The 24754-nt window shown below is 73.2% G+C and carries 18 protein-coding genes; 12 read left to right on the forward strand and 6 right to left on the reverse strand.

The genetic code is table 11. From position 1 onward, the window contains the following. The first annotated feature begins 164 nt into the window (after positions 1–164). Positions 165–3143 (forward strand): FAD-binding and (Fe-S)-binding domain-containing protein, encoded by a 2979-nt coding sequence (locus AC3AGO_RS27725; protein ID WP_487822961.1) that lies wholly within the window; start codon positions 165–167, stop codon positions 3141–3143. Between the two features lie 421 nt (positions 3144–3564). On the opposite strand, the gene AC3AGO_RS27730 is transcribed toward AC3AGO_RS27725, so the two are convergent. From AC3AGO_RS27730 to AC3AGO_RS27745, 4 genes are all read right to left on the reverse strand, one after another. After that, positions 3565–4947, reverse strand: coding sequence for an MFS transporter (locus AC3AGO_RS27730; RefSeq protein ID WP_487822962.1), 1383 nt, complete (start codon positions 4945–4947; stop codon positions 3565–3567). 325 nt (positions 4948–5272) lie between these two features. Further along, positions 5273–6571, reverse strand: a complete 1299-nt coding sequence (locus AC3AGO_RS27735; protein ID WP_487822963.1) for an LCP family protein — start codon at positions 6569–6571, stop codon at positions 5273–5275. Further along, entirely contained in the window at positions 6568–8757 is a 2190-nt protein-coding gene (locus AC3AGO_RS27740; protein ID WP_487822964.1) for a bifunctional polysaccharide deacetylase/glycosyltransferase family 2 protein, read from the reverse strand. Before AC3AGO_RS27740 ends, AC3AGO_RS27735 begins: the two co-directional genes overlap by 4 nt. A 368-nt stretch (positions 8758–9125) precedes the next feature. Continuing rightward, positions 9126–9485, reverse strand: coding sequence for an MmcQ/YjbR family DNA-binding protein (locus AC3AGO_RS27745; protein ID WP_487822965.1), 360 nt, complete (start codon positions 9483–9485; stop codon positions 9126–9128). A gap of 219 nt (positions 9486–9704) precedes the next feature. Here AC3AGO_RS27745 and AC3AGO_RS27750 point away from each other — a divergent pair, with 219 nt between their 5' ends. The 8 genes from AC3AGO_RS27750 to AC3AGO_RS27785 all read left to right on the forward strand — a co-directional run bounded on the left by AC3AGO_RS27750 (position 9705) and on the right by AC3AGO_RS27785 (position 17577). After that, complete coding sequence (locus tag AC3AGO_RS27750) at positions 9705–10292, forward strand: helix-turn-helix domain-containing protein (protein WP_487822966.1); 588 nt, start codon at positions 9705–9707, stop codon at positions 10290–10292. Between the two features lie 132 nt (positions 10293–10424). Then, a complete protein-coding gene (locus tag AC3AGO_RS27755; protein WP_487822967.1) occupies positions 10425–11618 on the forward strand; it encodes an NAD(P)/FAD-dependent oxidoreductase in 1194 nt (397 codons plus the stop codon). A gap of 29 nt (positions 11619–11647) precedes the next feature. Then, complete coding sequence (locus AC3AGO_RS27760; RefSeq protein ID WP_487822968.1) at positions 11648–12016, forward strand: (2Fe-2S)-binding protein; 369 nt, start codon at positions 11648–11650, stop codon at positions 12014–12016. Continuing rightward, positions 12013–13470 carry an FAD-dependent oxidoreductase gene (locus tag AC3AGO_RS27765; RefSeq protein ID WP_487822969.1) on the forward strand — a complete coding sequence of 486 codons (1458 nt, stop codon included), beginning with the start codon at positions 12013–12015 and terminating at the stop codon, positions 13468–13470. The genes AC3AGO_RS27760 and AC3AGO_RS27765 overlap by 4 nt, the downstream gene beginning before the upstream one ends. A 138-nt stretch (positions 13471–13608) precedes the next feature. Continuing rightward, on the forward strand, positions 13609–14541 hold the full coding sequence (locus AC3AGO_RS27770; RefSeq protein WP_487822970.1) for a dihydrodipicolinate synthase family protein: 933 nt from the start codon (positions 13609–13611) through the stop codon (positions 14539–14541). Next, positions 14541–15545 (forward strand): proline racemase family protein, encoded by a 1005-nt coding sequence (locus tag AC3AGO_RS27775; RefSeq protein ID WP_487822971.1) that lies wholly within the window; start codon positions 14541–14543, stop codon positions 15543–15545. The genes AC3AGO_RS27770 and AC3AGO_RS27775 overlap by 1 nt, the downstream gene beginning before the upstream one ends. Before the next feature lie 9 nt (positions 15546–15554). Then, positions 15555–17087 (forward strand): amino acid permease, encoded by a 1533-nt coding sequence (locus AC3AGO_RS27780; protein ID WP_487822972.1) that lies wholly within the window; start codon positions 15555–15557, stop codon positions 17085–17087. A gap of 49 nt (positions 17088–17136) precedes the next feature. Then, positions 17137–17577 carry an SPW repeat protein gene (locus AC3AGO_RS27785; protein WP_487822973.1) on the forward strand — a complete coding sequence of 147 codons (441 nt, stop codon included), beginning with the start codon at positions 17137–17139 and terminating at the stop codon, positions 17575–17577. Positions 17578–17686: 109 nt separating this feature from the next. Here the strand turns inward: AC3AGO_RS27785 and AC3AGO_RS27790 are convergent, their stop codons facing one another. Then, positions 17687–19213, reverse strand: coding sequence for an MFS transporter (locus tag AC3AGO_RS27790; RefSeq protein WP_487822974.1), 1527 nt, complete (start codon positions 19211–19213; stop codon positions 17687–17689). 183 nt (positions 19214–19396) lie between these two features. Continuing rightward, the gene (locus tag AC3AGO_RS27795) at positions 19397–20539 is read right to left on the reverse strand and encodes an SDR family oxidoreductase (protein WP_487822975.1); all 1143 of its coding nucleotides are present in this window, start codon (positions 20537–20539) and stop codon (positions 19397–19399) included. Between the two features lie 289 nt (positions 20540–20828). Between AC3AGO_RS27795 and AC3AGO_RS27800 the strand changes: the two genes are divergently transcribed. The 3 genes from AC3AGO_RS27800 to AC3AGO_RS27810 are packed head-to-tail and all read left to right on the forward strand — an operon-like array spanning position 20829 to position 24729. Then, on the forward strand, positions 20829–21158 hold the full coding sequence (locus tag AC3AGO_RS27800; protein WP_487822976.1) for an acyl carrier protein: 330 nt from the start codon (positions 20829–20831) through the stop codon (positions 21156–21158). Continuing rightward, positions 21155–22378: a beta-ketoacyl-[acyl-carrier-protein] synthase family protein gene (locus tag AC3AGO_RS27805; protein ID WP_487822977.1), complete on the forward strand. Its 1224-nt coding sequence runs from the start codon at positions 21155–21157 to the stop codon at positions 22376–22378. The genes AC3AGO_RS27800 and AC3AGO_RS27805 overlap by 4 nt, the downstream gene beginning before the upstream one ends. Before the next feature lie 20 nt (positions 22379–22398). Further along, positions 22399–24729: an MMPL family transporter gene (locus tag AC3AGO_RS27810; protein WP_487822978.1), complete on the forward strand. Its 2331-nt coding sequence runs from the start codon at positions 22399–22401 to the stop codon at positions 24727–24729. The last annotated feature ends 25 nt before the right edge of the window (positions 24730–24754 follow it).

The following is a 24754-nucleotide window of genomic DNA, read 5'->3' on the forward strand; positions in this document are numbered from 1 at the left end:
CTCGCCCTGTTCGTCCGCCGCTGCCGCGGGGCGCCCTACGGGGTGCCCCGTGCGGTGCGTCGGCGGCCTCCGCGCCGCTGTGGGTTCGCGCAGTTCCCCGCGCCCCTTACGGGGCGCTTTTCGCGCCCTTGAAGTTCCGTCCCCTTACGAGGAGTTGAGCCCTGATGGCCACGGCCGCCGCGCCGCGTACCGATACGCCGGACCCGCAGACCCTCACGCGGCTGGAGGCGGACCTGCGTGCCGCCGTCCCGCACGGCGAGGTGGCCTTCGGACGGCGCCGCCGCGCCGAGTACGCGCAGGACGCCTCCACCTACCGGCAGGTCCCCGCCGCCGTTGTCCTCCCCTCCCGCACCGACGAGCTCGCCGCGGCGCTGACGGCCTGTCACCGCCTCGGCGTCGCCGTCACCCTGCGCGGCGCCGGCACCTCCATCGCGGGCCAGGCCGTCGGCGACGGCGTCGTCATCGACACCTCCCGGCACCTCGGCGGCATCCTCCACATCGACCCGGAGGCGCGTACGGCCCGAGTCGAACCGGGCGTCGTCCTCGACGACCTCCAGCGCGCCTGCCGCCCGCACGGGCTGCGCTTCGGCCCCGACCCCTCCACCCACGCCCGCTGCACCATCGGCGGAATGATCGGCAACAACGCCTGCGGCACCCACTCCGTCGCCTGGGGCCGCACCGCCGACAACGTCGTCGAACTCGACGTCCTCACCTACGACGGCACCCGCATGACGCTGCGCTCCCGCACCGCGGACGAGCTGCAGCAGATCATCGACGAGGGCGGCCGGCGCGGCGAGATCCACGAGCGGCTGCGCGAGCTGCGCGACGGCCATCTGGCGCTGCTGCGCACCGAGTTCGGCCGGTTCCGCCGCCAGGTGTCCGGCTACAGCCTGGAACACCTGCTGCCCGAGCGCGGCTTCGACCTGGCCGCGGGGCTCGTCGGCACCGAGGGCACCTGCGCCGTCGTCCTCGCGGCCACCGTACGGCTCGTCCCGCTGCCCGCCCGCCGCACCCTCGTCGCGCTCGGCTTCGCCGACCTGCCCGCCGCCGGCGACGCGGCCCGGCACGTCCTGGCGCACGAGCCCATCGCCTGCGAGGGCCTCGGCGGCGACCAGGTCGCCGCGCTGCGCCGCAACGTCCCCGACGCCGAGCCCGAGAAGCTGCTGCCCGCCGGAAAGGGCTGGCTGCTCTGCGAGTTCGGGCACGACGACGCCGAACCTGACCCGCGCGCCGAGGAGGAGCGGGCCGCCGCGCTCCAGCGCGACACCGGGGCCGTCGGCGTACGGCTCGTGCAGGAGAGCGCCGAACAGGCCGCGCTGTGGCGGATACGCGAGGACAGCTCCGGCCTCGCCACCCGCGCCCCCGACGGCTCCGAGGCCTGGCCGGGCTGGGAGGACTCCGCCGTCCCCGTGGAACACCTCGGCGACTACCTCCGCGACCTGGAACGCCTGCTGGCCGCGCACGGCCTGCAGGGCACCCCCTACGGGCACTTCGGCGAGGGCTGCGTCCACATCCGCATCGACTTCGACCACGAGACACCCGAAGGCGTCCGGACCTTCCGCGCGTTCATGGCCGACGCCGCCGAACTCGTCGGCCGGCACGGCGGCACCCTCTCCGGCGAACACGGCGACGGGCAGGCCCGCGCCGAGTTCCTGCCGCTCGTGCACAGCCCCGAGGCGATGGACGCCTTCGCCGCCTTCAAACACGCCTGGGACCCCGGCAACCGGCTCAACCCCGGCATCCTCGTCCACCCGCGGCCCGCCGACGAACGCCTCCGCATCCGGCCCGGGCACCGGCCCCAACTGCCGATGGCCACCACCCTCGCGCTCGCCGAGGACGACGGCGACTTCAGCCGCGCCCTGCGCCGCTGCGTCGGCATCGCCAAGTGCCGTACGTCGTCCGGCGGCGTGATGTGCCCCAGCTACCGCGCCACCGGCGACGAGAAGGACTCCACACGCGGGCGCGCCCGGGTGCTGTACGAGATGGTGCAGGGCGACGTCGTCACCGACGGCTGGAAGTCCGAGGAGGCGCGCGAGGCCCTGGACCTGTGCCTGTCCTGCAAGGGCTGCAAGAGCGACTGCCCGACCGGCGTCGACATGGCCACGTACAAAGCGGAGTTCCTGCACCAGCACTACCGCGGGAAGCTCCGCCCCGTCACGCACTACTCGCTCGGCTGGCTGCCGCTGTGGTCCCAACTGGCGGGCCGTGCGCCCCGGTTGGTGAACGCCGTGACCCGCAACAAGGCGGCCGCCGCCGTGCTCAAGAAGGCCGGCGGCATCGCGCCCCAGCGGCCGATCCCGGAGTTCGCGCCGCGCCGCTTCCGCAGCTGGTTTACGAACCGCACCTCGCGCGCCGCGCAGCCCGCTGTACGGGAGGCCGCTGCTCCGGAGACCGCTGCTCCGGAGGTCGGGGAGGGGCGGCAGCAGGTGCTGCTGTGGCCCGATACGTTCACCGAGTTCTTCAGCCCCGAGGTGGGGCAGGCCGCGGTGGAGGTCCTCGAACACGCGGGCTTCGAGGTGCTGTTGCCGCCCGACCGGCTGTGCTGCGGCCTCACCTGGCTCACGACGGGCCAGCTCGGGACGGCCCGCCGGGTGCTGGACCGTACGCTGGAAGCGGTCGACCCGTACCTCCGGCAGGGCATCCCGCTGGTCGGCCTGGAGCCCAGCTGCACCTCGCTGTTCCGCAGCGACGGCACCGAGCTGATGGCCGGCGACGAACGGGCGCAGCGGGCCGCGGACCAGACCGTCACCCTCGCCGAACTCCTCGACCAGCGCGCCCCCGGCACGGAGTTCGGACGGCTGGACGCCCCGGCCATGACGCAGACCCACTGCCATCAGCACGCCACGCTCGGCAGCGCCGCCGACGACCGGGTGCTGGCCCGTACGGGCGTCGACAGCGGGCGGCTCGACTCGGGCTGCTGCGGCCTGGCCGGCAACTTCGGCTTCGAGCGCGGGCATTACGACGTGTCGGTGCAGGTGGGGGAGCAGGTGCTGTTGCCCGCGCTGCGGGAGGCCGCGCCCGAGACGGTGGTGCTGGCGGACGGCTTCAGCTGCCGTACGCAGATCAGCCAACTCTCCGACCACCGCCCCCGCCACCTCGCGGAAGTGCTCCGCGACGCGCTGCACGAGGCCCCCCGCCCCTGACCCGCCCCTACCCGAATCCGGTGAGACCCCGGCCCCCTGAGGGGCTCCGCCCCCGGACCCCGCGGGGCTCCGCCCCGGACTCCGGGCCCCTGACCCACCCCTTCCCGAAACCGGGGGCAAGCCCCCGGACCCCCTCGGGGGCTCCGCCCCCGAGCCCCGGCTCCAACGGGGCTCCGCCCCTGCACCCCGCCAAGGTGTGGGCAGCTGGTCCGCCCTAGGGGGCGGAACGGGTGGGCACACCGGACCGCACCCGCGCAGGGAACGTCCCCCGCACCCAACGCCCGCGCCCCGTAAGGGGCTCCGCCCCGGACCCCGAATCTCTCGGGGCTCCGACCTCAGGCCCCGAGCCCCGGGCCCCCCTCAACGGCCCGGCCCCGTGCGGGAGTTCCGTACGGGGCCGGGGTGCGCGGGGCTCAGGGGCTCAGGTGTGGGCGGGTTCTGACGTGGGGGCCGTTGTCGCGGGCGTGCCGCGGGGCTCGGCGCGGAGGGAGCGGCCCGCCGTCTCCCGCATGCACAGCAGCGGGATCAGGGCGACGACGGCCGCGCCCGCCATGTAGTAGCCGAGGATCAGGTGGTCGTGCGTGGCGGCGATGAGGGCCGTGACCATCAGCGGCGTGGTGCCGCCGAACACCGACGTCGCGGTGTTGTAGCCGATCGCGAAGGCGCTGTAGCGCACATGGGCGGGGAACAGCGCGGGCAGCGTGGAGGCGACGGCGGCCTGGAGCATCACCAGCAGCAGGCCCAGCATGCCGACGCCGAGCGCCGTCGTGATCACGCTGCCCTGTCCGATGAGCCAGACCATCGGCACGGACAGCACGATCGAGCCGATACAGGACGTGAGGATCACGGGCTTGCGGCCGACCCGGTCGGTGAGCGCGCCGATCGGGGTGATCACCGCCATCATGGCGACCATCACCACCATCGGGATGACGTCACCGGCCACATCGCTCACGCCCAGCACGGACTTGAGATAGGTGGGCATATACGTGAGCAGCCCGTAGTCGGTGACGTTCAGCAGCAGCGTGAAGCCCATCAGGATGAGGATGGGCCGCCAGTGCCGCAGCGTCTCGCGCAGCGGCACCTTCGTGGTGTCGCCGGTGGCCGCCATCTCCCGGAAGACCGGGGTGTCTTCGAGGCGCATGCGCAGGTAGAGCCCGACGGCGCCGAGCGGGAGCGCCAGCAGGAACGGCACCCGCCAGGCCCACGCGGAGACGGTCGCCTCGTCGACGAAGACCGTCATGAACGTGGCCAGCGCGGCGCCGCTCGTCAGCCCGACGAGGGTGCCGAACTCCAGGAAGCTGCCGTAGAAACCGCGCCTGTGGTCCGGCGCGTACTCCGCCATGAACGTCGCGGCGCCGCCGTACTCGCCGCCCGTGGAGAAGCCCTGCAGGAGGCGCGCGAGCACCAGCAGCAGCGGGGACCAGACGCCGATCGTCGCGTACGTGGGCAGCACGCCGATCAGGAAGGTGGACACCGACATCAGCAGCAGTGTCAGTACGAGCACCCGCTGCCGGCCGATGCGGTCGCCGAGCGGCCCGAAGACCAGCCCGCCGAACGGGCGCACCGCGAACGACGCGGCCAGCACGCCGAAGGTGGACAGGGTCTGGGTGAAGGTGTCGCCCGCGGGGAAGAACGCGTGGCCGACGTAGACGGCGAGGAAGCCGTAGATGCCGTAGTCGAACCACTCGATGGCGTTGCCGATGGCCGAGGCGGCCACGACACGGTGCAGGGTCTTCTTGTCGACGGCGGGTTCGCCCGCCGGGGGTTGCGCGGCGTCGGGCCGCGCGGGTGGGACAGGACTCATCGCGGGGTGCTACCTCCGCTGAACTCTGGGGACCGGCAAGGAAGATGCGCGGCTGGGGGAGGGAACCGGGGCGCACGATTTCGCGGGCTCCGGTGGATTGTTGACAATCCGATGGTCTGCAATCCGCGCTCATGAGATCAGTCACGCCGAGCATTTGGCAAGAGTTCACCGGGGATTGCGCACCCCAAGGGCGCGCGGGGAACGGCGCACCACAAGGGGCGCGGGGAACTGCGCGAGAACCCGGCCACAGGACGAACCGCACCCGCCCGCCCCGAGCGCGGTACACACGAGGCGGGCGGTTCCCGCGGGCGTCCCCGCGTACCGCTCAGCGCGAGGTGGACACCGGCCGGTCCTCGCGGAGTTGGGCGAAGAGCCGTTCGGCACGCGGCCTGTCCCACTGGACCGCGCTGCCCTTGTCGGTCTGCAGCCCGCGGCCCGTGACGGGGACGTTGATCCGGCGGCTGGTGCCGCCCGCGACGCTCTCCATGGCGCGGAAGAGCGACGTGAGGGTGTGCAGGCTCATGTCCTTGTCGACGATGAGCGTGTCGAGGCCCGCGCCCGCCGTCGTGTACAGCTTCGACGGATCGAGCATCGTGCCCGGGGCCGCGGCCTGTTGGGCCAGCGCGGACAGCAGCCGCTGCTGGTTCCGGGTGCGGCCCAGATCGCCGTCGGCCTCCTGGTGGCGCTGGCGGACGAAGGCGAGGGACTGGGCGCCGTTCAGCCGCTGGCAGCCCCGCCGCAGATCGGTGCCGGACTTACGGTCCCGGATGTCGCGGTCCAGGCACATCCGTACGCCGCCGACGGAGTCGACGATGTTCACGAAGCCGGCGAAGCCGACTTCCGCGTAGTGGTCGATGCGCAGCCGCGTGTTGTGCTCGACGGTACGAACGAGGAGCTCGGGCCCGCCGATGGCGAACGCGGCGTTCAGCTTGTTGGGCGCCGGGCCGTACCGCTTGCCCGTCTGGGTGCGCAGATAGCGCGGGACGGTCACCCATGAGTCGCGCGGCAGACTCATCATCGTGGCCCCGTGCGCGCCCGTGTGCAGCAGGATCATCGAGTCCGTGCGCCGGCCCCCGGCCGAGCCGGTGTGCAGGTCCTTCCGGGCCCGCTGGGACAGTCCCGAGCGGCTGTCGGAGCCCACGATCAGATAGTTGGTGCCCTTGCCCGGGAGGGTGTCCCGGCCGGGGACGGCGGTCAGGTCGACGGTCCGGTTGAGCCGGGTGTCCGCCCACACGAAGGTGCCGGCCCCCGAGGCGAGGAGCGCGCAGAGCACGACGGTCAGGATCCTCCGGCCCCAACGCCGGGGCCGCGGGCGGCGCCTGGCGCCCTTCCGCGTCCGCCGGACGGGCGGCGGAGGCGGCGCGGGCCGGTACGCCTCGGGGGCCGCGTACGCGACGGGCTGCTGAGACGCGTCGGGCGGCGGCACGTCGGGACCGTACGGCTCGGGCTGGTGCGTGCCGGGATGGCGGTACGCCTCGGGGGCCCCGTACGCACCGGGCTGCCGGGGCGCCTCCGGGGGAGGGCCGTCCCCGACGTGCCGGGGCGGCCCGGCGACGGGGGTGGTGTGGGGTGTTCGGGTGCCGTGCCGGTCCTCCGCTGACCAGCCGGGCGGCCATGTGGTCATGGTCCACGTCCCTTGCTCGCTTCGACGACAGGATCATCGACGAAAGGACCCCCCACAGGACCTCCCGCAACAGAACCTCCGAGCACCCGCCCCTCGGCACCGGAACCCTCGACGGGGCCCTGGTGCCGGAACGGCTGACGGAGGAGTTGTTCGGCCGCATGGCCGGAGTGCCGCATGCGCTGCCACCGCAGACGGGTGCCGAGCAGCGCCGTGACGACGGACTGGATCACCACCAGATACATCAACTGCCGGTAAACGAACAGCTGGAGCGGCATCCACCACAGCGCCCGCAGCGGCTCCCGGTCCAGCCGCAGGCCGTAGCCGGCCGTGACCAGCTGGACGAGGAGGAAGCTGAGCCACACCGCGACGGCCTGCCCCGAGCCGAGGAACAGCACGCCGTACACGGCGAACACGTCCACGACCGGCGCCAGCAGCGGCAGCGCGACCTGGAACAGCGCGAGGTACGTCAGCCCCCGCCGGCCGAACCGGCCCGCAGGGCCCAGCTCCGTCACGGCCGAGCGGTGCTTCCACATGGACTGGAGCGTGCCGTAGCACCACCGGTACCGCTGGCGCCACAACTGGCCCAGCGTCTCCGGCACTTCGGTCCACGCCAGCGCCGACTCCTCGTACACGACCCGCCAGCCGGCCCGCCACAGGGCCATCGTCAGGTCGGTGTCCTCGGCGAGGGTGTCCTCGCTGACGCCGCCCACGCCCATCAGCGCGTCCCTGCGGAACGCGCCGATGGCGCCCGGCACCGTCGTCATGCACTCCAGCACCTCGAACATGCGCCGGTCGAGGTTGAAGCCGAGGACGTACTCCAGGTGCTGCCACTTGCCCAGCAGCCGGCGCCGGTTGCCGACCTTCGTGTTGCCGCTGACCGCGCCGACGGCCGGATGGGCGAGCGGCTGCACGAGCCGGTACAGCGCGTGCGGGTCGAAGACCGTGTCGGCGTCGACCATCACCACGATGTCGTGACGGGCGTGGCCCAGGCCGGTGTTGAGCGCGGCCGCCTTGCCCGCGTTGACCTGCCGGACGACCGTCACCCGCCCGTCCGGGATCCGCCCGGCGATCTGCGCCGTGGCATCCGTGGAACCGTCGTCGATCACGACGATCTGCAGCGCGCCGTGCGTGGAGGCCAGCAGCGAGCGCACCGTGGCCTCGATGCCCGCCTCCTCGTTGTACGCGGGCACGAGCACCGTCACCGGATCGGTGACCTCCCGCAACCAGGGCGCGCCCGGCCGGAACCGGTGCGTGCGGCGTACGTGGGCACGGGCGAACACGACGAGCAGCATCAGCCGCAGCACGCCCAACGCCCCGGCGATGCCCAGCACCCAGGCCATGGTGTGCGCGAAAGTGTGCCCGGCGGACTGCGCCCACACCAGCGCCTTGCCCTGGACGCGGCGCACGGTGGACACGGGGGTGTCCACCGAGGGCCGCCCCAGGCCGCCCGTCACGGTGGTGAATTTGTCGACGGCCGGATGCCCGAGCATCCGCTGTGCGGCACGGAAGCCGCTGCCGGTGCTGTTGTACTGGCGGATCAGGCCCTGCGCTGCCCTGCGGCGCGGATGGTCGGCCGCGACCAGCAAGTAGCCCTCCGCTGCGGCGCGTTCGGCCGCGTGCCACTCGGGCCCGCACATCGTGTCCACGGCCGTGGTGTGCGGCATGCGCAGCATCCGGGTGTGCACCCCCGCCGTGCCCGCCAGAGCCGTCTGGGTCAGGGACAGCTCCATACGGGAGCGGAGGCGGGAGGACGTGCCCAGGTCGGCGCCGGTGTACGTGTTCGAGCCGATCTCGTGGCCCTCGGCCCGGATCCGGCGCACCAGATCCGGATAGCGGGCCGCACGGCTGCCGTTGAGGAAGAACGTGGCGTGCGCGCGGTGTGAGCGCAGCAGGTCGAGCATGCGCGGGGTCCACACCGGGTCGGGCCCGCCGTCGAAGGTCAGCGCGACGGTACGGGCGGGCATCCCGGCGGTCTCCACCGAGCTGCCGTCGAGCCGCAGCACCGGTTCACCGGTGTCCGCGGACTTGGGGATGGGGGACGTACAGGTCTGTTTGGTCGTGGCCGCGTCGACTTCGTGGGTGGTCCAGCCCTCGAAGAGCAGTGCGGCGGCCACGGCGGGAAGCAGGATGAGCAGAAGCAGCCAGTGCGCGCGCGGTACGGGATGCCGCGCATGCCGTGGGCTCACCGGTCAGGGGCCCCGCCAGGGGCCGTCGTCGTGGGCGGCGCCTTCCCCGCGGGCTGCTCCATGCCTCCCAGCACGACGGCGGTGAGGAGCAGATACCCGGCGCATGCGCATCCGATCACCAGGGCCGCCCACCGGAAGATCTTTCTGCGTCGGCCTGCTGGGTCGACGAATATCTGGCAATTCCGCTGTGGCGGAGGCCAGTTACCCCGATTCGTGGTCCGCATGGGGCGCGAGTGTAGCCAGTGACACAGGGCTCGCACGAGAATGTGATGTAAAGATCAGGGACATGGCGTGAACGACTCGGAGTCGTACGGCGCCCTTCCCGCCCGCCGACTGCACTGCTCCGTCACACCGGGGCGCTTCCCGGCTCACGCGCCCGCGCCGCCCACCTCGGGGTGTGCGTGCGCCACCTTGCGGGGTGCGGCCTGGCGCCAGGAGTCGGCGAGGATCGCGCGCAGTTCCGCGAGATCCTCCAGGGCCGCGAGCCGCACCCGCACCCACGCGAAGTTGTCGTCGTGCCCCTCGCGGACGAAGAACTTCTCCGGCTCGGCGAGGATCAGCTCGTCGCGCTCCTCCCTGGGGCACTTGACGCCGACCGCCGCATCGTCGTCGTCCAGCGACGCGAAGATCTTCCCGCCCACCCGGAACGTCGGCATCCCCCACGCGAGCTTCTCCGCCGTCTCCGGCAGCGCGAGCGCGGCCGTCCGGACGTCGTCTGCGGTGGCCATGGGCGTCGCCTCTCTGCCGGTGCCGCCCGTCGGCTCCCGCGGCCGCGGCGGTTGCGGCACACGCTAGCCGGGCCCTCCGACAACGGCGGCCCGGCGCGCCCGTACGGAGCGGGTGCCGGCGGCAGGCGGGGGCATCCTCGGCCGTTCGGTACAACGAACGGTCGACAGTGGCGCGGTGTACGTTATAGCGAACGGAACATCTGGGTGGGAGGAGTGTCCGTGAGTCCCCAAGACGGCCCGATCCGGGACATGTTGGCGGCCAATCTGCGCAAGGCGCGGACCCGGAAGGAACTGTCGCTCTCGGAGCTGGCGCGGATGTCGCGGATCAGCAAGGCGACACTGTCGCAGCTGGAGTCGGGCACCGGGAACCCCACGATCGAGACCGTGTTCAGCCTGTCCCGCGCGCTGGAGATGCCGATCTCCGACCTGTTGGAGCGGCGGGCCGTCGACGATCTGACCGTGGTCCGCGGCGCGGAGGTCGAGGTGCTCAGCGGCGAGGGGGTGGATCTGCGTCCGCTGCAGCGTATCGAGGCGGGCGACCTCATCGTCGAGGTCTACGACCAACAGGTGCGCGCCGACTGCCGGCAGGACTCCCTCGGGCACGTCGGCCGCGAGCACACGGTGGTGCAGGAGGGCCGGCTCGGCGTGACCGTGGACGGGCAGGAGGTGGAGCTGGGCCCCGGCGACTACGTCGCGTTCGACGCCACGCGGCCGCACGCGTACGAGGCGCTGGACGGCACCGTGCGCTCGGTGCTGCTGCTGCACTACCGCCCCGGACAGGGGGAGCAGCCCCTCCTCCGGCACTGACCGGCACGCTTGCGCCGCAACTCGCCTGCGGGGCCCAGGTGTTCGGCAGAGCGAATGACGGTGTGACCGTTGACACGGTTCAGGGCCGCTCATAACCTCTGGGCGTTCGGTAAAGAGAACGCAGGGGGTTCCATGAACGGAATGCGCGTGGCGATCCTCGGCGCCGGAATCATCGGCGCCGCCTGCGCGAGTGAACTCACCCGGGCCGGGGCCGACGTGGTCCTCGTCGACCGGCACGGCGCCGCCTCCGCGACCACCTCGCACGGCGAGGGGAACGTCCTCGTCTCCGACAAGGGCCCCGGAGCGGAGCTCCAACTGGCCCAGCTCTCCCGCAGGTTGTGGCCCGAGGTGCTCGCCGCGGCCGCCGGGCGGGGGCCGGAACACGCACGCCGCGTCCGGCAGGCGGAGTGGGACCCCAAGGGCGGTCTCGTCCTCGCCACCACCGACGAGGGCGCCGACGCGCTCACCGCCTTCGGTGCCGGCCAGCGCGAAGCGGGCGTGCAGGCCGACGCATTGGGCCCCGCCGAGGTGGCGGAGGCCGAGCCCTTCGTCACCAAGGACCACTCGGCCGCGCTGTACTACCCCGAGGACGCCCAGGTGCAGCCCGCGGGAGCGGCCGCGGCACTGCTCGGCGACGCCCTCGCCGGCGGCGCCCGGCTGCGTACCGGCCGCGAGGTGACCGGCGCGGACCTGCGCGGCGGACGGCTCGCCGCCGTCCGGCTGGCGGGCGGCGAACGCCTGGAAGCGGACGCCTTCGTGAACGCCGCGGGCCCCTGGGCGGGCGAACTGTCCGCGCGGCTCGGCGCACCCGTCGACGTACAGCCCCGGCGCGGCGACGTCCTCGTCACCACCCCCCTGCCGCCCACCGTCTTCCACAAGGTCTACGACGCCGACTACGTGGGCGCGGTCGGCAGCAGCGCGGAGGACTTGCAGACCTCGGCCGTGGTCGAGTCGACGCACGGCGGCAGCGTCCTCATCGGCTCCTCCCGCCGCCGCGTCGGCTTCGACGAGCGGCTCCGCCCCGGCGTGCTGTCCGCCGTCGCGCGCAAGGCGCTGCGGCTGTTCCCCAGTCTGTCCGGCGTCCCGGTGATGCGCGCGTACGGCGGATTCCGGCCGTACGTACCCGACCATCTGCCCGTCATCGGCGGCGATCCGCGGCTCGCCGGACTGTGGCACGCCACCGGACACGAAGGGGCCGGCATCGGCCTCTCCGTGGGCACCGCGCGCCTCCTGGCCGACCTGCTCCTGGAGCGCGCACCGGAGATCGACACGGCGCCGTTCCGCGCCGACAGGCCCGCCGTGGTGGGCAGTTGGGACCCCGCGTAGCCGCACGTACCCGAGAGAGGAGCGCACACATGAGTCCGAGGATCGTCGGCTCCGGCGCCGACCGCGTCCGGCGGCGCGACCGGCCCCTCACCGTCACCGTCGACGGCGAGCCCCTGTCCGGCATCGAGGGCCAGAGCCTCGCCGGGGTGCTGCTCGCCTCGGGGCGGCTCTCCTGGCGGCGCGGCCCCTCCGGCGCCCCGCGCGGCGTGTTCTGCGGAATCGGCGCCTGCTCCGACTGCCTCGTCACCGTCAACGCCGAGCGCGACGTGCGCGCTTGCCGCAGGCCGGCCCGCGACGGGGACGTGCTCACCACGCAGTCGCGGGCGCCGGAAACCCGGTCCCGGGCACCGGAAACGCAGTCCACGGCATCGGAAACCCTGCCGCAGGAGGAGATATGACGGCACGTCACGTACTTGTCGTCGGTGCGGGCCCCGGCGGGCTGGCGGCAGCCGACGCCGCGCTCGCGGCCGGCGCGCGGGTGACGCTCGTGGACTCGGCGCCCCGCCCCGGCGGCCAGTTCCACCGCATGCTGCCCGCCGCGTACGAGGCGGAGCGGCCCGGTGAACTGCACCACGGCTGGGACGCGTTCGACCGGCGGCGGCAGCGGGTGCTCGGCCATCCGCGCTGCGACTGGCGTCCCGAGACGGCCGTCTGGGCACTGGAACGCACACAGGAGGGGGAGCCCGCGGGCCCGCCGCTCGTCCACCTGCTGCGGGGCCCGGCCGACGGAACGGGCCGGGAACGGCAGGTGCTGCACCCCGACGCGCTGGTCCTCGCCGCGGGCGCCCACGACCGGGTGCTGCCGTTCCCGGGCTGGGACCTGCCCGGCGTGTTCACCGCGGGCGCGGCGCAGGCCCTCGCGAAGGGCGAGCGGGTGGTGATCGGCGACAGGGTGATCGTCGCCGGTACGGGCCCGTTCCTGCTGCCCGTCGCGGCGTCCCTGCTGGAGGCCGGGGCGAGCGTCACGGAACTTCTGGAGGCCAACACGCCCGCCACGCTCGCCCGAGGCTGGGGCCGCCGCGGCTGGGAGCTCGCCGCGCAGCTCGGCAAGGGGACCGAACTCCTCGGCTACGCCGCCCTGTTGGCCCGCCACCGCGTCCCGGTCCGTACGGGGCGCGCCGTGATCGAGGCGCGCGGCGACGGGCAGGTGGAAGAGGCGGTCACCGCGCGGCTGCGCGCCGACTGGTCGGTGATCCCCGGCACCGAACGGACCGTCCCCGCCGACGCGGTGTGCGTCGGCCACGGCTTCACCCCGCAGCTGGAACTGCCCGTCGCGGCGGGCTGCGCGCTGCGGGGCGGCGACGGGGCGGGCGCGTCGGGGCCGGCCGACGTGTTCGTCGCCGTCGACGACGACCAGCGCACGAGCTGCCCCGGCGTGTACGCGGCGGGCGAGATCACCGGCATCGCCGGCGCGCCGGCCGCTCGCGCGGAGGGCGCGCTCGCGGGGTGGATCGCGGGCGGCGGCGACGCGTCGGCTTCGCGGCTGCGGGCGTTGCGGGCGTTGCGGCGCAGCCGCGATCAGGGGCGCGCGTTCGGCCGCCGGCTGGCCGCGGCGCACCCGACGGGTTCGGCGTGGCCGGGCTGGCTGCGGTCCGACACGGTCGTCTGCCGCTGTGAGGGGACGTCCTACGGGGCGCTTTGTGCGGCTGTCGCCGCGCCGGGGGGTGCGGATGCGCGGGTCACGAAGCTGGCTTCCCGGGCGGGGATGGGGGTGTGTCAGGGGCGTGTGTGCGGGCCGACGGTCGCCGAACTCTCGACCCACCTCGGCGCGCCGGCCCCGCCCGGCCCGCACCAGCGGCCGTTGGCCCACCCGATACGCCTGGCCGAACTGGCGGCGGAGCCGCCGACGTGACGGCCCCTCACGGCGTGCGCCTCTGTTGGGTGCGGGGTGCGAACCCTGCGCGGGTGCGGTCCGGTGTGCCCGCCCGTTCCGCCCTCTGGGCGGAACGCCGCCCACACCTCGTGGTTCTCTAGTGAAGGAGCGCTGAGCATGAGTAGTAGTGATCATCCCCTTGGTGGGGTCGTTGTGGCGACCGCTCTTCCGTATCGGGAGGACGCCGGCGCTCCCGCCGGTCTCGCTGTCGATTACGACGCGTACGCCGCGCACTGCCGGTGGGTCGTGGCGAACGGGTGTGACGGGGTCGGGCCGAACGGGTCGTTGGGGGAGTACTCGTCGTTGACGGACGAGGAGCGCCGCACCGTGGCCCGTACCGCGATCGACGCGGTGGACGGCGCGGGCAGCGTCATCGTCGGGGTGCACGGCGTCGGTTCGCATCAGGCGGTGCGCTGGGCGGAGGCGGCGGCCGAGGACGGGGCGGACGGCGTGCTGTGTCTGCCGCCGACCATGTACCGCGCCAACCCCCGGGAGGTGATCGCGCACTTCGAGGCCGTCGCCGCCGTCGGGCTGCCGGTCATGGCGTACAACAACCCCATCGACACCAAGGTCGACATGACGCCCGGCGTGCTCGCGGAGATCGCCGCGATCGACAACGTCGTCGCGGTGAAGGAGTTCTCGGGCGACGTCCGCCGCGTGCTGGAGATCCGGGAGCGCGCGCCGGGCGTGGACGTGATCAGCGGCGCGGACGACGTCGTGCTGGAGAGTCTGCTGATGGGCGCCCGCGGCTGGTTCGCCGGTTTCCCGAACGTGTTCCCGGCCGAGTCGGCGGAGCTGTACCGGCTGGCGCTGGACGGCCGGCTGGAGGAGGCGAGGGCGCTGTACGAGCCGCTCGTGGCCGCGTTCCGCTGGGATTCGCGTACCGAGTTCGTACAGGCCATCAAGCGCGGCATGGAGAGAGTCGGCCGCACGGGCGGACCGTGCAGGCCGCCGCGCGGCCCGCTGTCACCGGACCAACTCGCCCAAGTGGACGCGGACATGGACCGTGCCGTCGCCGCGCTCACGAAGCGTTCGGCGGCGGTGCTCTGATGCGCTCGCTGCGGACGATCAGCTGTGTCGACTCGCACACCGAGGGCATGCCCACCCGTGTCGTCACCGGGGGAGTGGCGCCGGTTCCGGGCGCCACGATGGCGGAGCGACGCCGGTACGCCGTCGAACACCTCGACGAGCTGCGGCGGTTCCTCGTCGACGAGCCGCGCGGGCACCCCGCCATGAGCGGCGCGATCCTGCAGCCGCCGACCCGCCCCGACGCGGACTTCGGCGTGCTCTACATCGAGGTGAGCGGCTTCCTTCCGATGTGCGGGCACGGCACGGTGGGCGTGGCGACGGTGCTGGTGGAGACGGGCATGGTCGAGGTGTCCGAGCCGGAGACCACCGTCCGTCTCGACACGCCGGCCGGTCTCGTGGAGGCCCGGGTGCGCGTACGGGACGGCGTCGCCGAAGAGGTCACCCTGCGCAACGTGCCCGCGTTCGCGCTCCAGTTGGACGCGTCCGTGGACGTTCCGGGACTGGGCGCGATCCCGTACGACATGGCGTACGGCGGCAACTTCTACGCCATCGTCGATCTGGACCGGACCGGGCTGCCGTACGACCGGGGCCGCAAGGACGAGATCCTCAAGGCGGGTCTCGCGATCATGGAGGCCGTCAACGAGCAGAACCGCCCCGCGCATCCCGGCGATCCGCTCATCAACGGCTGCAAGCACGTGCAGTTCATCGCGCCGGGCTCCGACGCGAAGCACTCGCGCAACGCCATGGCCATCCACCCCGGCTGGTTCGACCGTTCGCCGTGCGGCACCGGCACCTGCGCGCGCATGGCGCAGCTGCACGCGCGGGGCGAACTGCCGCTGCACACCGAGTTCGTGAACGAGTCGTTCATCGGCACCCGCTTCACCGGCCGCCTCACCGGGACCGACGACAGCACGGGCGTGCCGGGCGCGGTGCTGCCCGAGTTCTCCGGACGGGCGTGGATCACCGGTACGGCGAACCAACTCCTCGACCCCGCCGACCCGTTCCCGCACGGGTTCGTCCTCTGAGGGGGCCCGATGTCCCGTACGCAACCGACAGACCGCGGTTCCGCAGCGCCTGCAGGGCCCGAGGACCGCCCGGGCGGACTGCTGTCCCGGTCCGGGGTGTTCCGCCTGAAGCCCGTGGACTCCTCCGAGGAGGAGGAGACCGGCGGGCTGCGCCGCACCATGGGCCTGTGGCAGCTCGTCGCGCTCAGCCTCGGCGGACTCGTCGGCGCCGGGGTGTTCTCGCTCGCCGGAGTCGTCGCCCACGAGGACGCCGGGCCCGGCGTGATGCTCTCCTTCGCGCTGGCGATCATCGCCAGCAGCGCGGCGGCCCTGTGCTACGCGGAGTTCGCCGGCACCATCCCGAAGGCCGGATCCGCCTACACGTACTCGTACGCCGCGCTCGGCGAGATCGTCGGCTGGGCCATCGGCTGGGATCTGCTGCTGGAATACACGGCGATCGTCGCGGTCGTCGCCATCTCGGTGTCCGGCTATCTCTCGTACATCCTGCTCCAGGTGGGCATCGACCTGCCCGCGTGGATGCTCGGCGCGCCCGGCACCGGCCCGGGCCACCGGGTCGATCTCTTCGCCGGACTGCTGTGTCTGCTGCTGGCGTTCGTGCTGTCCCGCGGTACGAAGGAGTCGGCCCGGTTCGAGACGATCCTGGTCGTCATCAAGATCGGCATCGTGGCGCTGGTCGTCGTCGCCGGCGCCTTCCACATCTCCGCCGGGAACTACACGCCCTTCCTGCCGTTCGGCATCGGCGGCGCGGTGACGGGCGCCGCCACGACGTTCTTCGCGGTCTACGGCTACGACGCGATGAGCGCGGCGGCGGAGGAGAGCGCCGAGGCGAAGAAGGTGCTGCCGAAGGCGATCGTGATCTCCCTCGGCATCGCCGCGGTGATCTATCTGCTGGTGTGTGCCGTGCTGCTGGGCATGCAGGACTACCGGGAGATCGACGTACGGAGCCCGTTCTCCACCGCGCTGGCCGATGTGGGGCTTGCCGGGCTCGGCATGGTCGTCGCGATCGGCGCCGTCATCGGCATCACGACTTCCGCCTTCGCCAACATGCTGGCGGTTTCCCGCGTCTGGTACTCGATGAGCCGGGACGGGCTGCTGCCGCGCTGGTTCGCCCGGAACCACCCGCGGCGGCACGTACCGACCCGGGTCATCTGGCCGGTCGGCATCGGCTCCGCCGTCATCGCGGGCTTCCTCCCCATCCGGGAGGCGGCCGATCTGACGAACATCGGCATCCTGGCGGCGTTCATCGTCGTCGCGGTCGCCGTCGTCGTGCTCCGCCGTACGCGGCCCGACCTGCCCCGGTCGTTCCGTACGCCGCTGGTGCCGTTCGTGCCGCTCGTCGGGGTGGCGTTCTCGCTGTGGCTGATCGGCAATCTCGACCCGGTGACCTGGCTGCGGTTCTCCGCCTGGATGGTGCTCGGGCTGCTCGTCTACGCCTGGTACGGCTACCGGCACTCCGCCGAGGCCGGACCACTGCGTACCCGGAACCAGAAAGCACAGGAGTCCCGCAGCTCTACCGGTTCACCGCCTTCGGGAGGACAATAAGGACGAAGGCCTCAGAGCGTTCTTTCTCCGTCCGAAGGGGGCGAGTCGCATGGCCGACGTCTCTCACCACAGGGGCGATCTCGCAGGTCACCCCGACGTATCAGAAATGCAGGCCCGGTATGCGCGCATGCTGGGCGGCCGGGATGTGGCGTTCGTGGACGGACCGGTGTTCCTCATCGGCCTGTACTGCGCCATTTCCCCCTGGGTTGTGCACTTCACGGGCAGTCAGCCCGACCTCGTGACGCACAACTTCATCATCGGGGCGGCCATCGCCCTCATGGCACTCGGCTTCACTCTCTCCCCGGCACGCATGTACGGGCTGAGCTGGGCGATGTGCGCCATGGGCGTGTGGATGGCGCTCTCGCCCTGGATCGTCGGCACCGCGCCCGACACCGGGGTGATCTGGAACAACATCGTCATCGGTGCCGTCACCTTCTGCCTCGGGCTCGCCTGCGCGGCCACGACGCGGCGGACCGGGGCCGAGACGTAAGGAGGAGGCCGGCCAACCGGCAGAGACCGCATGCGACTGCCCTTGTCCTCCACTTCCGGGTGGAGGACAAGGGCAGCGTGCTGACGGGATCCGGCGGCCTTTCCTGGGGTCAGCTCCGGGCCGTCTCCGGCGCCCTGAGCTCCCGTTCCTCCGCGTCCGCGTCGAAGCCGACCGGCTCCCAGCGCTTCACGAGCAGCGCGACCAGGCCGAGGACGGGAGCCACCAGGATGACCCAGTACACGTCCGTGCCCAGACCGCTGCTGAGGACGGGGAAGAAGAACAGCGCCAGCGTCGAACCGAGCCGCAGCACCGCCTGGTTGAAGCCGATGCTCACCCCGCGCATCGACGTCGGGAAGCCCAGCGAGGCGTAGCTCATGATGTGCGCGCCGGGGCCGAAGCCCTGCGCGAACATGAAGGCGCCGAGCATCAGGATCCCCGCGGTCACGACCGCCGTGCCGGACGGTTCCCCGATGAACCCGAGCACCGCGATGGCGACGAGCTGGATCGCGAAGCCCAGCGTCATCATCGGCCAGGCGCCCTTTGTCGACGCCCAGCGGATGCCGAGCAGCCCGCCGGTCAGCGCGAAGACGAGGTTCAGCGCGAAGGAGGAGGCGATCGTGGTCAGCGGACCCTGCGTCATCAGCGTGGCGATGATGATCGGCAGCCCGAACGCGACCGCGTTGTAGCCGAAGGTCTCGGCCACGCCGACCGTCACCGACTGGACGGTGCGGGCCCGGTAGGGCCGGGCGAACAGCCGGGCGTACGCGGCCAGTCCGGGGCGCGGCGGGCGGGCCGCCCGGGCGGGGACATCGTCGGCGACGCGCGCGTCCACACCGTACGACTGCCGCAGGATCTTCGCCGCGCCCTCCAGATCGCCCTGGTCGGCGGCCCAGGTGGGGGACTCGTTCATATAGCGCCGGCGCAGCAGCAGCACGATCAGCGCGGGCACCGCGCCGAAGCCGACGGTGAACCGCCACAGCCAGCCCAACTGGGCTTCCGGCAGCAGGAAGTACAGCAGCATGATCACGAGGTAGCAGCCGCTGGTGGCGGCGTACCAGGCGGGCGACCAGGCGGCCGTGCGCGAGCCCTTGCTGCCCTTGCCGCGCAGCCGGGAGAACTCGGCGAGGAACGCGATGGCGACCGGGATGTCCATGCCGACGCCGATGCCCATCACGAAGCGCGCCGCGGTGAGCGTCCACACGTCCTGCGCCACCGCGCAGACCAGCGCGGTGACGACGAAGAACAGCATGTTCGCCATGAACACCCGGTAGCGGCCGATGCGGTCGACCAGCCAGCCGCCGATGAGGGCGCCCACCAGCGAGCCGACGCTGATCGACGCGGTGACCATGCCCGCCATGGCGGAGCTGAGGCCGAACTGTTTCGTGATGTCCGGCAGCCCGTACGCCAGGGAGCTCAGGTCGTACGCGTCGAGGAAGATCCCGCCGAGCGCGATGATCACGATCATGCGGGCGTGCCGGCCGCGCGCCGTCCCCGAGTTGACCAGATCGGAGACGTCGGCAGCGGAACGGATCAGTACCGTGCCGGACGCCGTCTCCGGGGAGGCCGCCTCGGGGGACGACGCCGCGGGAGGTGATATCTCCTCGGGCGCGGCGGACGGGGGAGGGGTGGAGCTCACGGGGGCCTTCCGATGCGGAACGGAACCAGATGTTCCGCGGAATGGTAAGCAACGTGCCTGAGGCAACCGCACAGGTGTCCGCATACCGGTCACCGCTGTGGACACGGCAGGGGCGGGGCACGGGCCGCGCCCCCGCGCCCCGCCGTGTGATGTCCGCCGGGTGTGCGCGCCGTCCGGGCCCCGTCAGCCCGCGACCGGTGGCGCGAAGCTGGCGCGCAGGTAGGCGGAGTCCAGCGCGGGCGGCTCCGGCGCCGCGAGCGCCGTGCTCCGTGACCTGTCGTAGGTGCGGTGCAGGCGCGCGTACGCGGACACGCCCGCGCTCTGCCGGATCAGCAGGTCCTCCAACTCGCCCTGCGGGACGCCCCCTTCGGGCGCGATCCGGACCCGCAGCCACGGCGCGTGGTACGTCATCGCGTCGAGCAGGCTCTGCACGGGCGTCTCGTGGGGATGCACCACGTGATACGTCGTCACCCCGTCTCCCTCCTGCCGCCGGGCGAGGTGCGTCATCGTGTCGGCGGCGCTCTGCACCGGCAGCACGTTCAGCCTCGCCTCCGGGTCGCCCGGCACGTGCGCCACGGTCACCCCGCCGGACGACAGGCCGAGCCGCCCGGCGGTCGGGCCCGACAGCCAGCGGCCGAGCCGCGCCAGCCGGGCAGCCAGCACCGTGTGCGGACCGTACGGGCCGCCGGACCGGGCCGGCCGGTCGTCGCAGAGCACGCTGGGCCGGAACACCGTCACCCGCGTACCGCTGCGCGCCGAGCACTCGCGGACCAGCTCCTCCGCGCGGAACTTGGACCGCTCGTACTCCGTCAGAAAGCCCGCCGAGCCGTCGAGTTCGCCCTCCGCGACATGGCCGTGCCGGCGGCTGCCCGCCACGTACGCCGTGCTGACGTGCAGCACGCGCGGGCGGTGTGCCGAGGCCGCCGCGAAGTCGAGGACGTGCCGGGTCCCGTCGACGTTGACGCGGTCCAGCTCCGCGGGACCCGCCTCCAGCCGGATGACGGCCGCCGCGTGCCAGACGGCGGAGGTGCGGGCCGCCAGATCCTCGTACGTGCCGCGGTCCAGACCGAGTCGGTGATGGGTGAGGTCGGCCCGGACCGGCACGATCCGCTCCGCCTGCGCGTCCGTGACCGGCACGCCTGTCGCACGCAGCGCGGCCCGCAGCCGGGCCGAGGCGACGGGCGGTTCCTGCCGTACGAGGCACACCACGCGCCCGGTGGCGTCCGAGCGCAACAGCCGCGCGAGAAGGTGCGATCCGAGGAAGCCGGTGGCGCCCGTCATCACCGTCGTGTCGGACGCACCGCTGGGCACACCGGCCTGGCGCATATGCGGAATCTCCTTCTGGCGTACGGCGGTTGGGCCGGAAGATCGTCTTCGAGGCCGGAATTGCACCGTCGGAACGGGCGGCCGGAATATACCGTCCGCGCTGCCGGACGCATTTCCGTGAGCGACGCGCCGGGCCCGGGAAAATTCCCATGATTGCATTTCCCGCTGTCCGCATCATGGGCTTCGTATGACCGGCGCACCGGGGTGCGTGTCCTGCTCACAGGGTCCGCGTGCGCTGATAGTTTCCGGCGCAGAAATTCGCCGAGCAGCTGAAATGTGGGATTCGCCGATGCCGGACATGTACCGCGTACTCGTAGAACAGCTCACCGGGCAATTCAACGTTCCCGAAGAGGAGTTGACACCGCAGTCGACGCTCAGCGGAGTGGGGCTGGATTCACTGGCCCTGCTGGAGCTGGTCACGATCCTGGAGAACGAGTACGAGCAGCCGGTGGAGTTGGAGGGCCCGGACGGTCCCGGGCCGGACAGCACCCTCGCCGAGGTCGCCGTCTGGCTGGAGCGGAGCTTCGGTTCCGGCGGGGACGACGGCGCGCTCGACGGCAGTCACGGCCTCGACGGCAGCCAGGGAGCGGCGACCACGGCAGGGCAGGGCGCGCGGTGAAGCGGGAGGGGATCGCCGTCACCGGGCTCGGCCTGGTGACCCCCGCCGGCACCGGCACCCGGCAGAACTGGGAGACCCTGTGTGCCGGCCGCTCCGTCTGCCGCACCGACCCGGCCCTCGCGGGCATGCCGGTCGACTTCTCCTGCCACCTCGACGACTTCGACCCGGTCGCCGCGGCGGGCCGCGGCGCGTGGCGGATGGACCGCTTCGTCCAACTCGCCGTCTGCGCAGCCCGGCAGGCCGTCACCGACGCCGGCCTCGACCCGGACAGCTGGAACGGCGACCGCGTCGGCGTCCTCATCGGCGTCGGCTCGACCAGCATGGAGACCTGGCATCCGGAGTTCCGGCACGTCGAGTCGGGCGCGCTGCGCCGGGTCTCCCCGCTCGCCCTGCCGCGCAGTGTCCCCAACATGGCCGCGGGCGAAGTGGGTATCGCCCTCGGCGCCCGCGGCCCGAACCTGGCCGTCAGCACGGCCTGCGCCTCCGGCGCCACGGCCATCGGCACGGCCAAGGCCCTCCTCGAGGCGGGCGCCTGCGACATCGTGCTCGCCGGCGGCAGCGAGTCGCCCCGCTCCAGCCCGATGACCAGTCTCGCCTTCTCCCGGATGACGGCGCTGTCCACCCGCGGGCACGATCCGGAGGGCGCCTCCCGGCCGTTCGACGCCGACCGCGACGGCTTCGTCCTCGGCGAGGGCGCCGGACTGCTCGTGCTGGAACGCGCCGAACACGCCCGCGCACGCCGCGCCCCCGTCCGCGCCCACCTCGCCGGCTACGGGCTCTCCGCCGACGCCCACCACCCGACCTCGCCGCACCCGGAGGGTGCGGGACTGGAACGGGCCACCACCGCCGCCTTCCAGGACGCCGGGATGTCCCCCCGCGACATCGCGCACGTCAACGCGCACGGCACCGCCACCCGCACCAACGACTCCGTCGAAGCCCGCGCCCTGCACCGGGTCTTCGGCACCCCGCCCCCGGTGACCGCCAACAAGAGCATCCTCGGACACGCCATCGGAGGGGCCGGCGCCATCGAGGCCGTCATCAGCGTCCTCACCCTGGAACACCAGCTCATCCCGCCCACCGCCAACCTCGACCGGCCCGACCCCGAGCTCGGGCTCGACGTCGTCGCCAAGGTGCCCCGCCCCCGGGAGATGGAGGCCGTCGTCTCCAACTCCCTCGGTTTCGGCGGCCAGAACGCCGTCCTCATCCTCGCCGCGCCGTGACAGAGCAGCCTCGCAGCGCCGTGACAAGGCAGCTTCGCCGCGCCGTGACAGGACAGCCGCGCCGTACCGTGCCGGGCCGGGACCGGGCCCGCACGTCGTGGCCGGTACGCCGCCCCGTACCGGTCCTGGTGCTGACCGCGCTGCTGTGCGTCCTGTGCGCGGGCGTCGCCGCCGGTCTCGGCGACCGGCTGGCCGCCGGCGGGTACGCCGCGACGGGCACCCGCGCCGAGCGGGACGAGGCGGCGGCCGCCCCGTACGGCGCCGACCGGGCCGAACTCGCCCTGCTCGTACGCCCGTCCGCCGCCGGGCCGGGGTCCGCGCGGGCGGCGACGGCACCGGCCGCGGCCCGGGACGGCGAACGGCTCGCCCGCCGGCTCGCCGCCGAACAGGGCGTGGACAGCGTGCGGTCGTACTGGGCGGGGCGCGACCCCGCGCTGCTCGCGGAGGACGGCCGCAGCGCGCTGATCCTCGCCCGGCTGCACGGCGACGACAATGACTCGGCACACACCGCCGAACGGCTCGTCCCGCACTACACCGGAGAGCGGGGCGCGGTCACCGTCCGCGCCACCGGAGCCGCGTGGATCACCGCGGACGCCTCCCGGCAGGCGCGGCACGACCTGCTGCGCGCCGAACTCATCGCGGGCCCCCTCACGTTCGTCCTCCTCGCCCTCGCCTTCCGCTCCGTGGTCGCCGCGGCGCTGCCCGTCCTGCTCGGCGGGATCTCCGTCGTGGGGGCCGCGGCCGTGCTGCGCCCGCTCACCGAGCTCACCGACGTGTCCGTGTTCGCCGTGAACCTCATCGGGGCGCTCGGCTTCGGACTCGCCGTCGACTACGCCCTGTTCCTCGTCTCCCGCTTCCGCGAGGAGACCGCCCGCGGGCTGCCGCCGCCGCTCGCCGTCCAGCGGAGCCTGCGCACCGCGGGACGTACGGTCGCCGTCTCCGCCTGCATCGTGACGGCCGCGCTCGCCGCGCTGCTGCTCTTCCCCTTCCCCTTCCTGCGGTCCATGGCGTACGCTGGCATGCTCGTCGTCTCCCTGTCCGCCGTGGCCGCGCTGACCGTGCTGCCCGCCTGCCTCGTCCTGCTCGGGGACCGCGTCGGGCGGCTCGACCCGCTCGCCCGGCTGCGCTGGGCCCCGCGGCCCACCGTCGGCGGCGACAGCCCGCTGTGGCGGCGCACGGCGGAGGCCGTCACCCGCCGGCCCGTGCCGTACGGACTGGGCTGCGCGCTGCTGCTCGCGGCGATGGTCGTGCCGTTCGGGCACGTACAACTCGGGCTGCCCGACGCGAAGATCCTCCCCGCGACCTCACAGGCGCACTCCACGGCGGACGCCCTCCAGCGCGACTTCGCCGCCTCCCCGGACGGCACGCTGACCGTCACCCTCCCGGAGGCGGCCGCGGCGCGCGGGGCGGCGACACGTGAGGACCCGGCGGCCGTCGACGGGTACGCGCGGCGGCTGTCCGCGCTGCCGGACGCGTCGGGCGTGCGCGCCGCGACGGGAACGTACCGGGACGGGCGCCGTGTGGCGCCGGGTCCCGACTCCCGTGCCGCCGCCGCAGGTTCCGGCCGCGGTACGGTCCTCGCCGTCACCACGCGTGCCGACCCGCAGTCCCCCGAGGCCGCCGGACTGGTGCGGCACGTACGGGACGCGGACGCGCCCGGCCCCGCGTACGTCGCCGGGCGTGCCGCCGAAGTGGCCGACTCCCGCGACGCGTTGACCGCGCGGCTGCCCTGGGCGGCGGGCCTCGCCGCGGCGGGGACGGCGCTGCTGGTCTTCCTGTTCACCCGCAGCGTCCTCGTGCCGCTCAAGGTCGTCGCCGTGGGCGCGCTCAGCCTCACCGCGGCCTTCGGCGCGGTCGTGCACATCTTCCAGGACGGCAATCTGTACGCGCTGGTGGGCGACTTCACCGCGTCGGGCAGGCTCGACATGACCATCCCGATACTGCTGTTCTGCGTCGCCTTCGGGCTCGCTGTGGACTACGAACTCTTCCTCGTCTCCCGCATCCAGGAGGCCTACAGGGAGACCGGCGACAACACGTATGCCGTCGTACACGGCATCGCCCGCACCGGCCGGCTGTTCACCGCGGCGGCCCTGGCGGTGGCCGTCGCCATGGGCGCCCTCGCCACCTCGCGGGTGCTGATGCTCAAGGAGCTCGGCGTGGGCCTCGCCCTGGCCGTCCTCGTCGACGCCACCCTGGTGCGCGGCCTCCTCGTCCCCGCGGTGATGCGCCTGACGGGCCGCGCCAACTGGTGGTGCCCCGGGCGCCGTTCAGCCCGCGCCGCGTCCCCGGCGCCGGCGAGCCTCCCGGCGCAGAACGGCACCAAGGAGCGAGCGGAGGCCCGTACGGACTGACCCGCGGGGCCTCTCACCGCTTGCC

Source organism: Streptomyces sp. BL1 (assembly GCF_057628045.1).

Excerpts from the sequence above, each read along its gene's own strand:
- AC3AGO_RS27765 (WP_487822969.1), top strand. The coding sequence starts at position 12,013 with ATGACGGCACGTCACGTACTTGTCGTCGGTGCGGGCCCCGGCGGGCTG.
- AC3AGO_RS27795 (WP_487822975.1), bottom strand. The coding sequence starts at position 20,539 with ATGCGCCAGGCCGGTGTGCCCAGCGGTGCGTCCGACACGACGGTGATG.
- AC3AGO_RS27770 (WP_487822970.1), top strand. The coding sequence starts at position 13,609 with ATGAGTAGTAGTGATCATCCCCTTGGTGGGGTCGTTGTGGCGACCGCT.
- AC3AGO_RS27745 (WP_487822965.1), bottom strand. The coding sequence starts at position 9,485 with ATGGCCACCGCAGACGACGTCCGGACGGCCGCGCTCGCGCTGCCGGAG.
- AC3AGO_RS27760 (WP_487822968.1), top strand. The coding sequence starts at position 11,648 with ATGAGTCCGAGGATCGTCGGCTCCGGCGCCGACCGCGTCCGGCGGCGC.
- AC3AGO_RS27785 (WP_487822973.1), top strand. The coding sequence starts at position 17,137 with ATGGCCGACGTCTCTCACCACAGGGGCGATCTCGCAGGTCACCCCGAC.
- AC3AGO_RS27755 (WP_487822967.1), top strand. The coding sequence starts at position 10,425 with ATGAACGGAATGCGCGTGGCGATCCTCGGCGCCGGAATCATCGGCGCC.
- AC3AGO_RS27780 (WP_487822972.1), top strand. The coding sequence starts at position 15,555 with ATGTCCCGTACGCAACCGACAGACCGCGGTTCCGCAGCGCCTGCAGGG.
- AC3AGO_RS27800 (WP_487822976.1), top strand. The coding sequence starts at position 20,829 with ATGCCGGACATGTACCGCGTACTCGTAGAACAGCTCACCGGGCAATTC.
- AC3AGO_RS27775 (WP_487822971.1), top strand. The coding sequence starts at position 14,541 with ATGCGCTCGCTGCGGACGATCAGCTGTGTCGACTCGCACACCGAGGGC.
- AC3AGO_RS27730 (WP_487822962.1), bottom strand. The coding sequence starts at position 4,947 with ATGAGTCCTGTCCCACCCGCGCGGCCCGACGCCGCGCAACCCCCGGCG.
- AC3AGO_RS27725 (WP_487822961.1), top strand. The coding sequence starts at position 165 with ATGGCCACGGCCGCCGCGCCGCGTACCGATACGCCGGACCCGCAGACC.
- AC3AGO_RS27735 (WP_487822963.1), bottom strand. The coding sequence starts at position 6,571 with ATGACCACATGGCCGCCCGGCTGGTCAGCGGAGGACCGGCACGGCACC.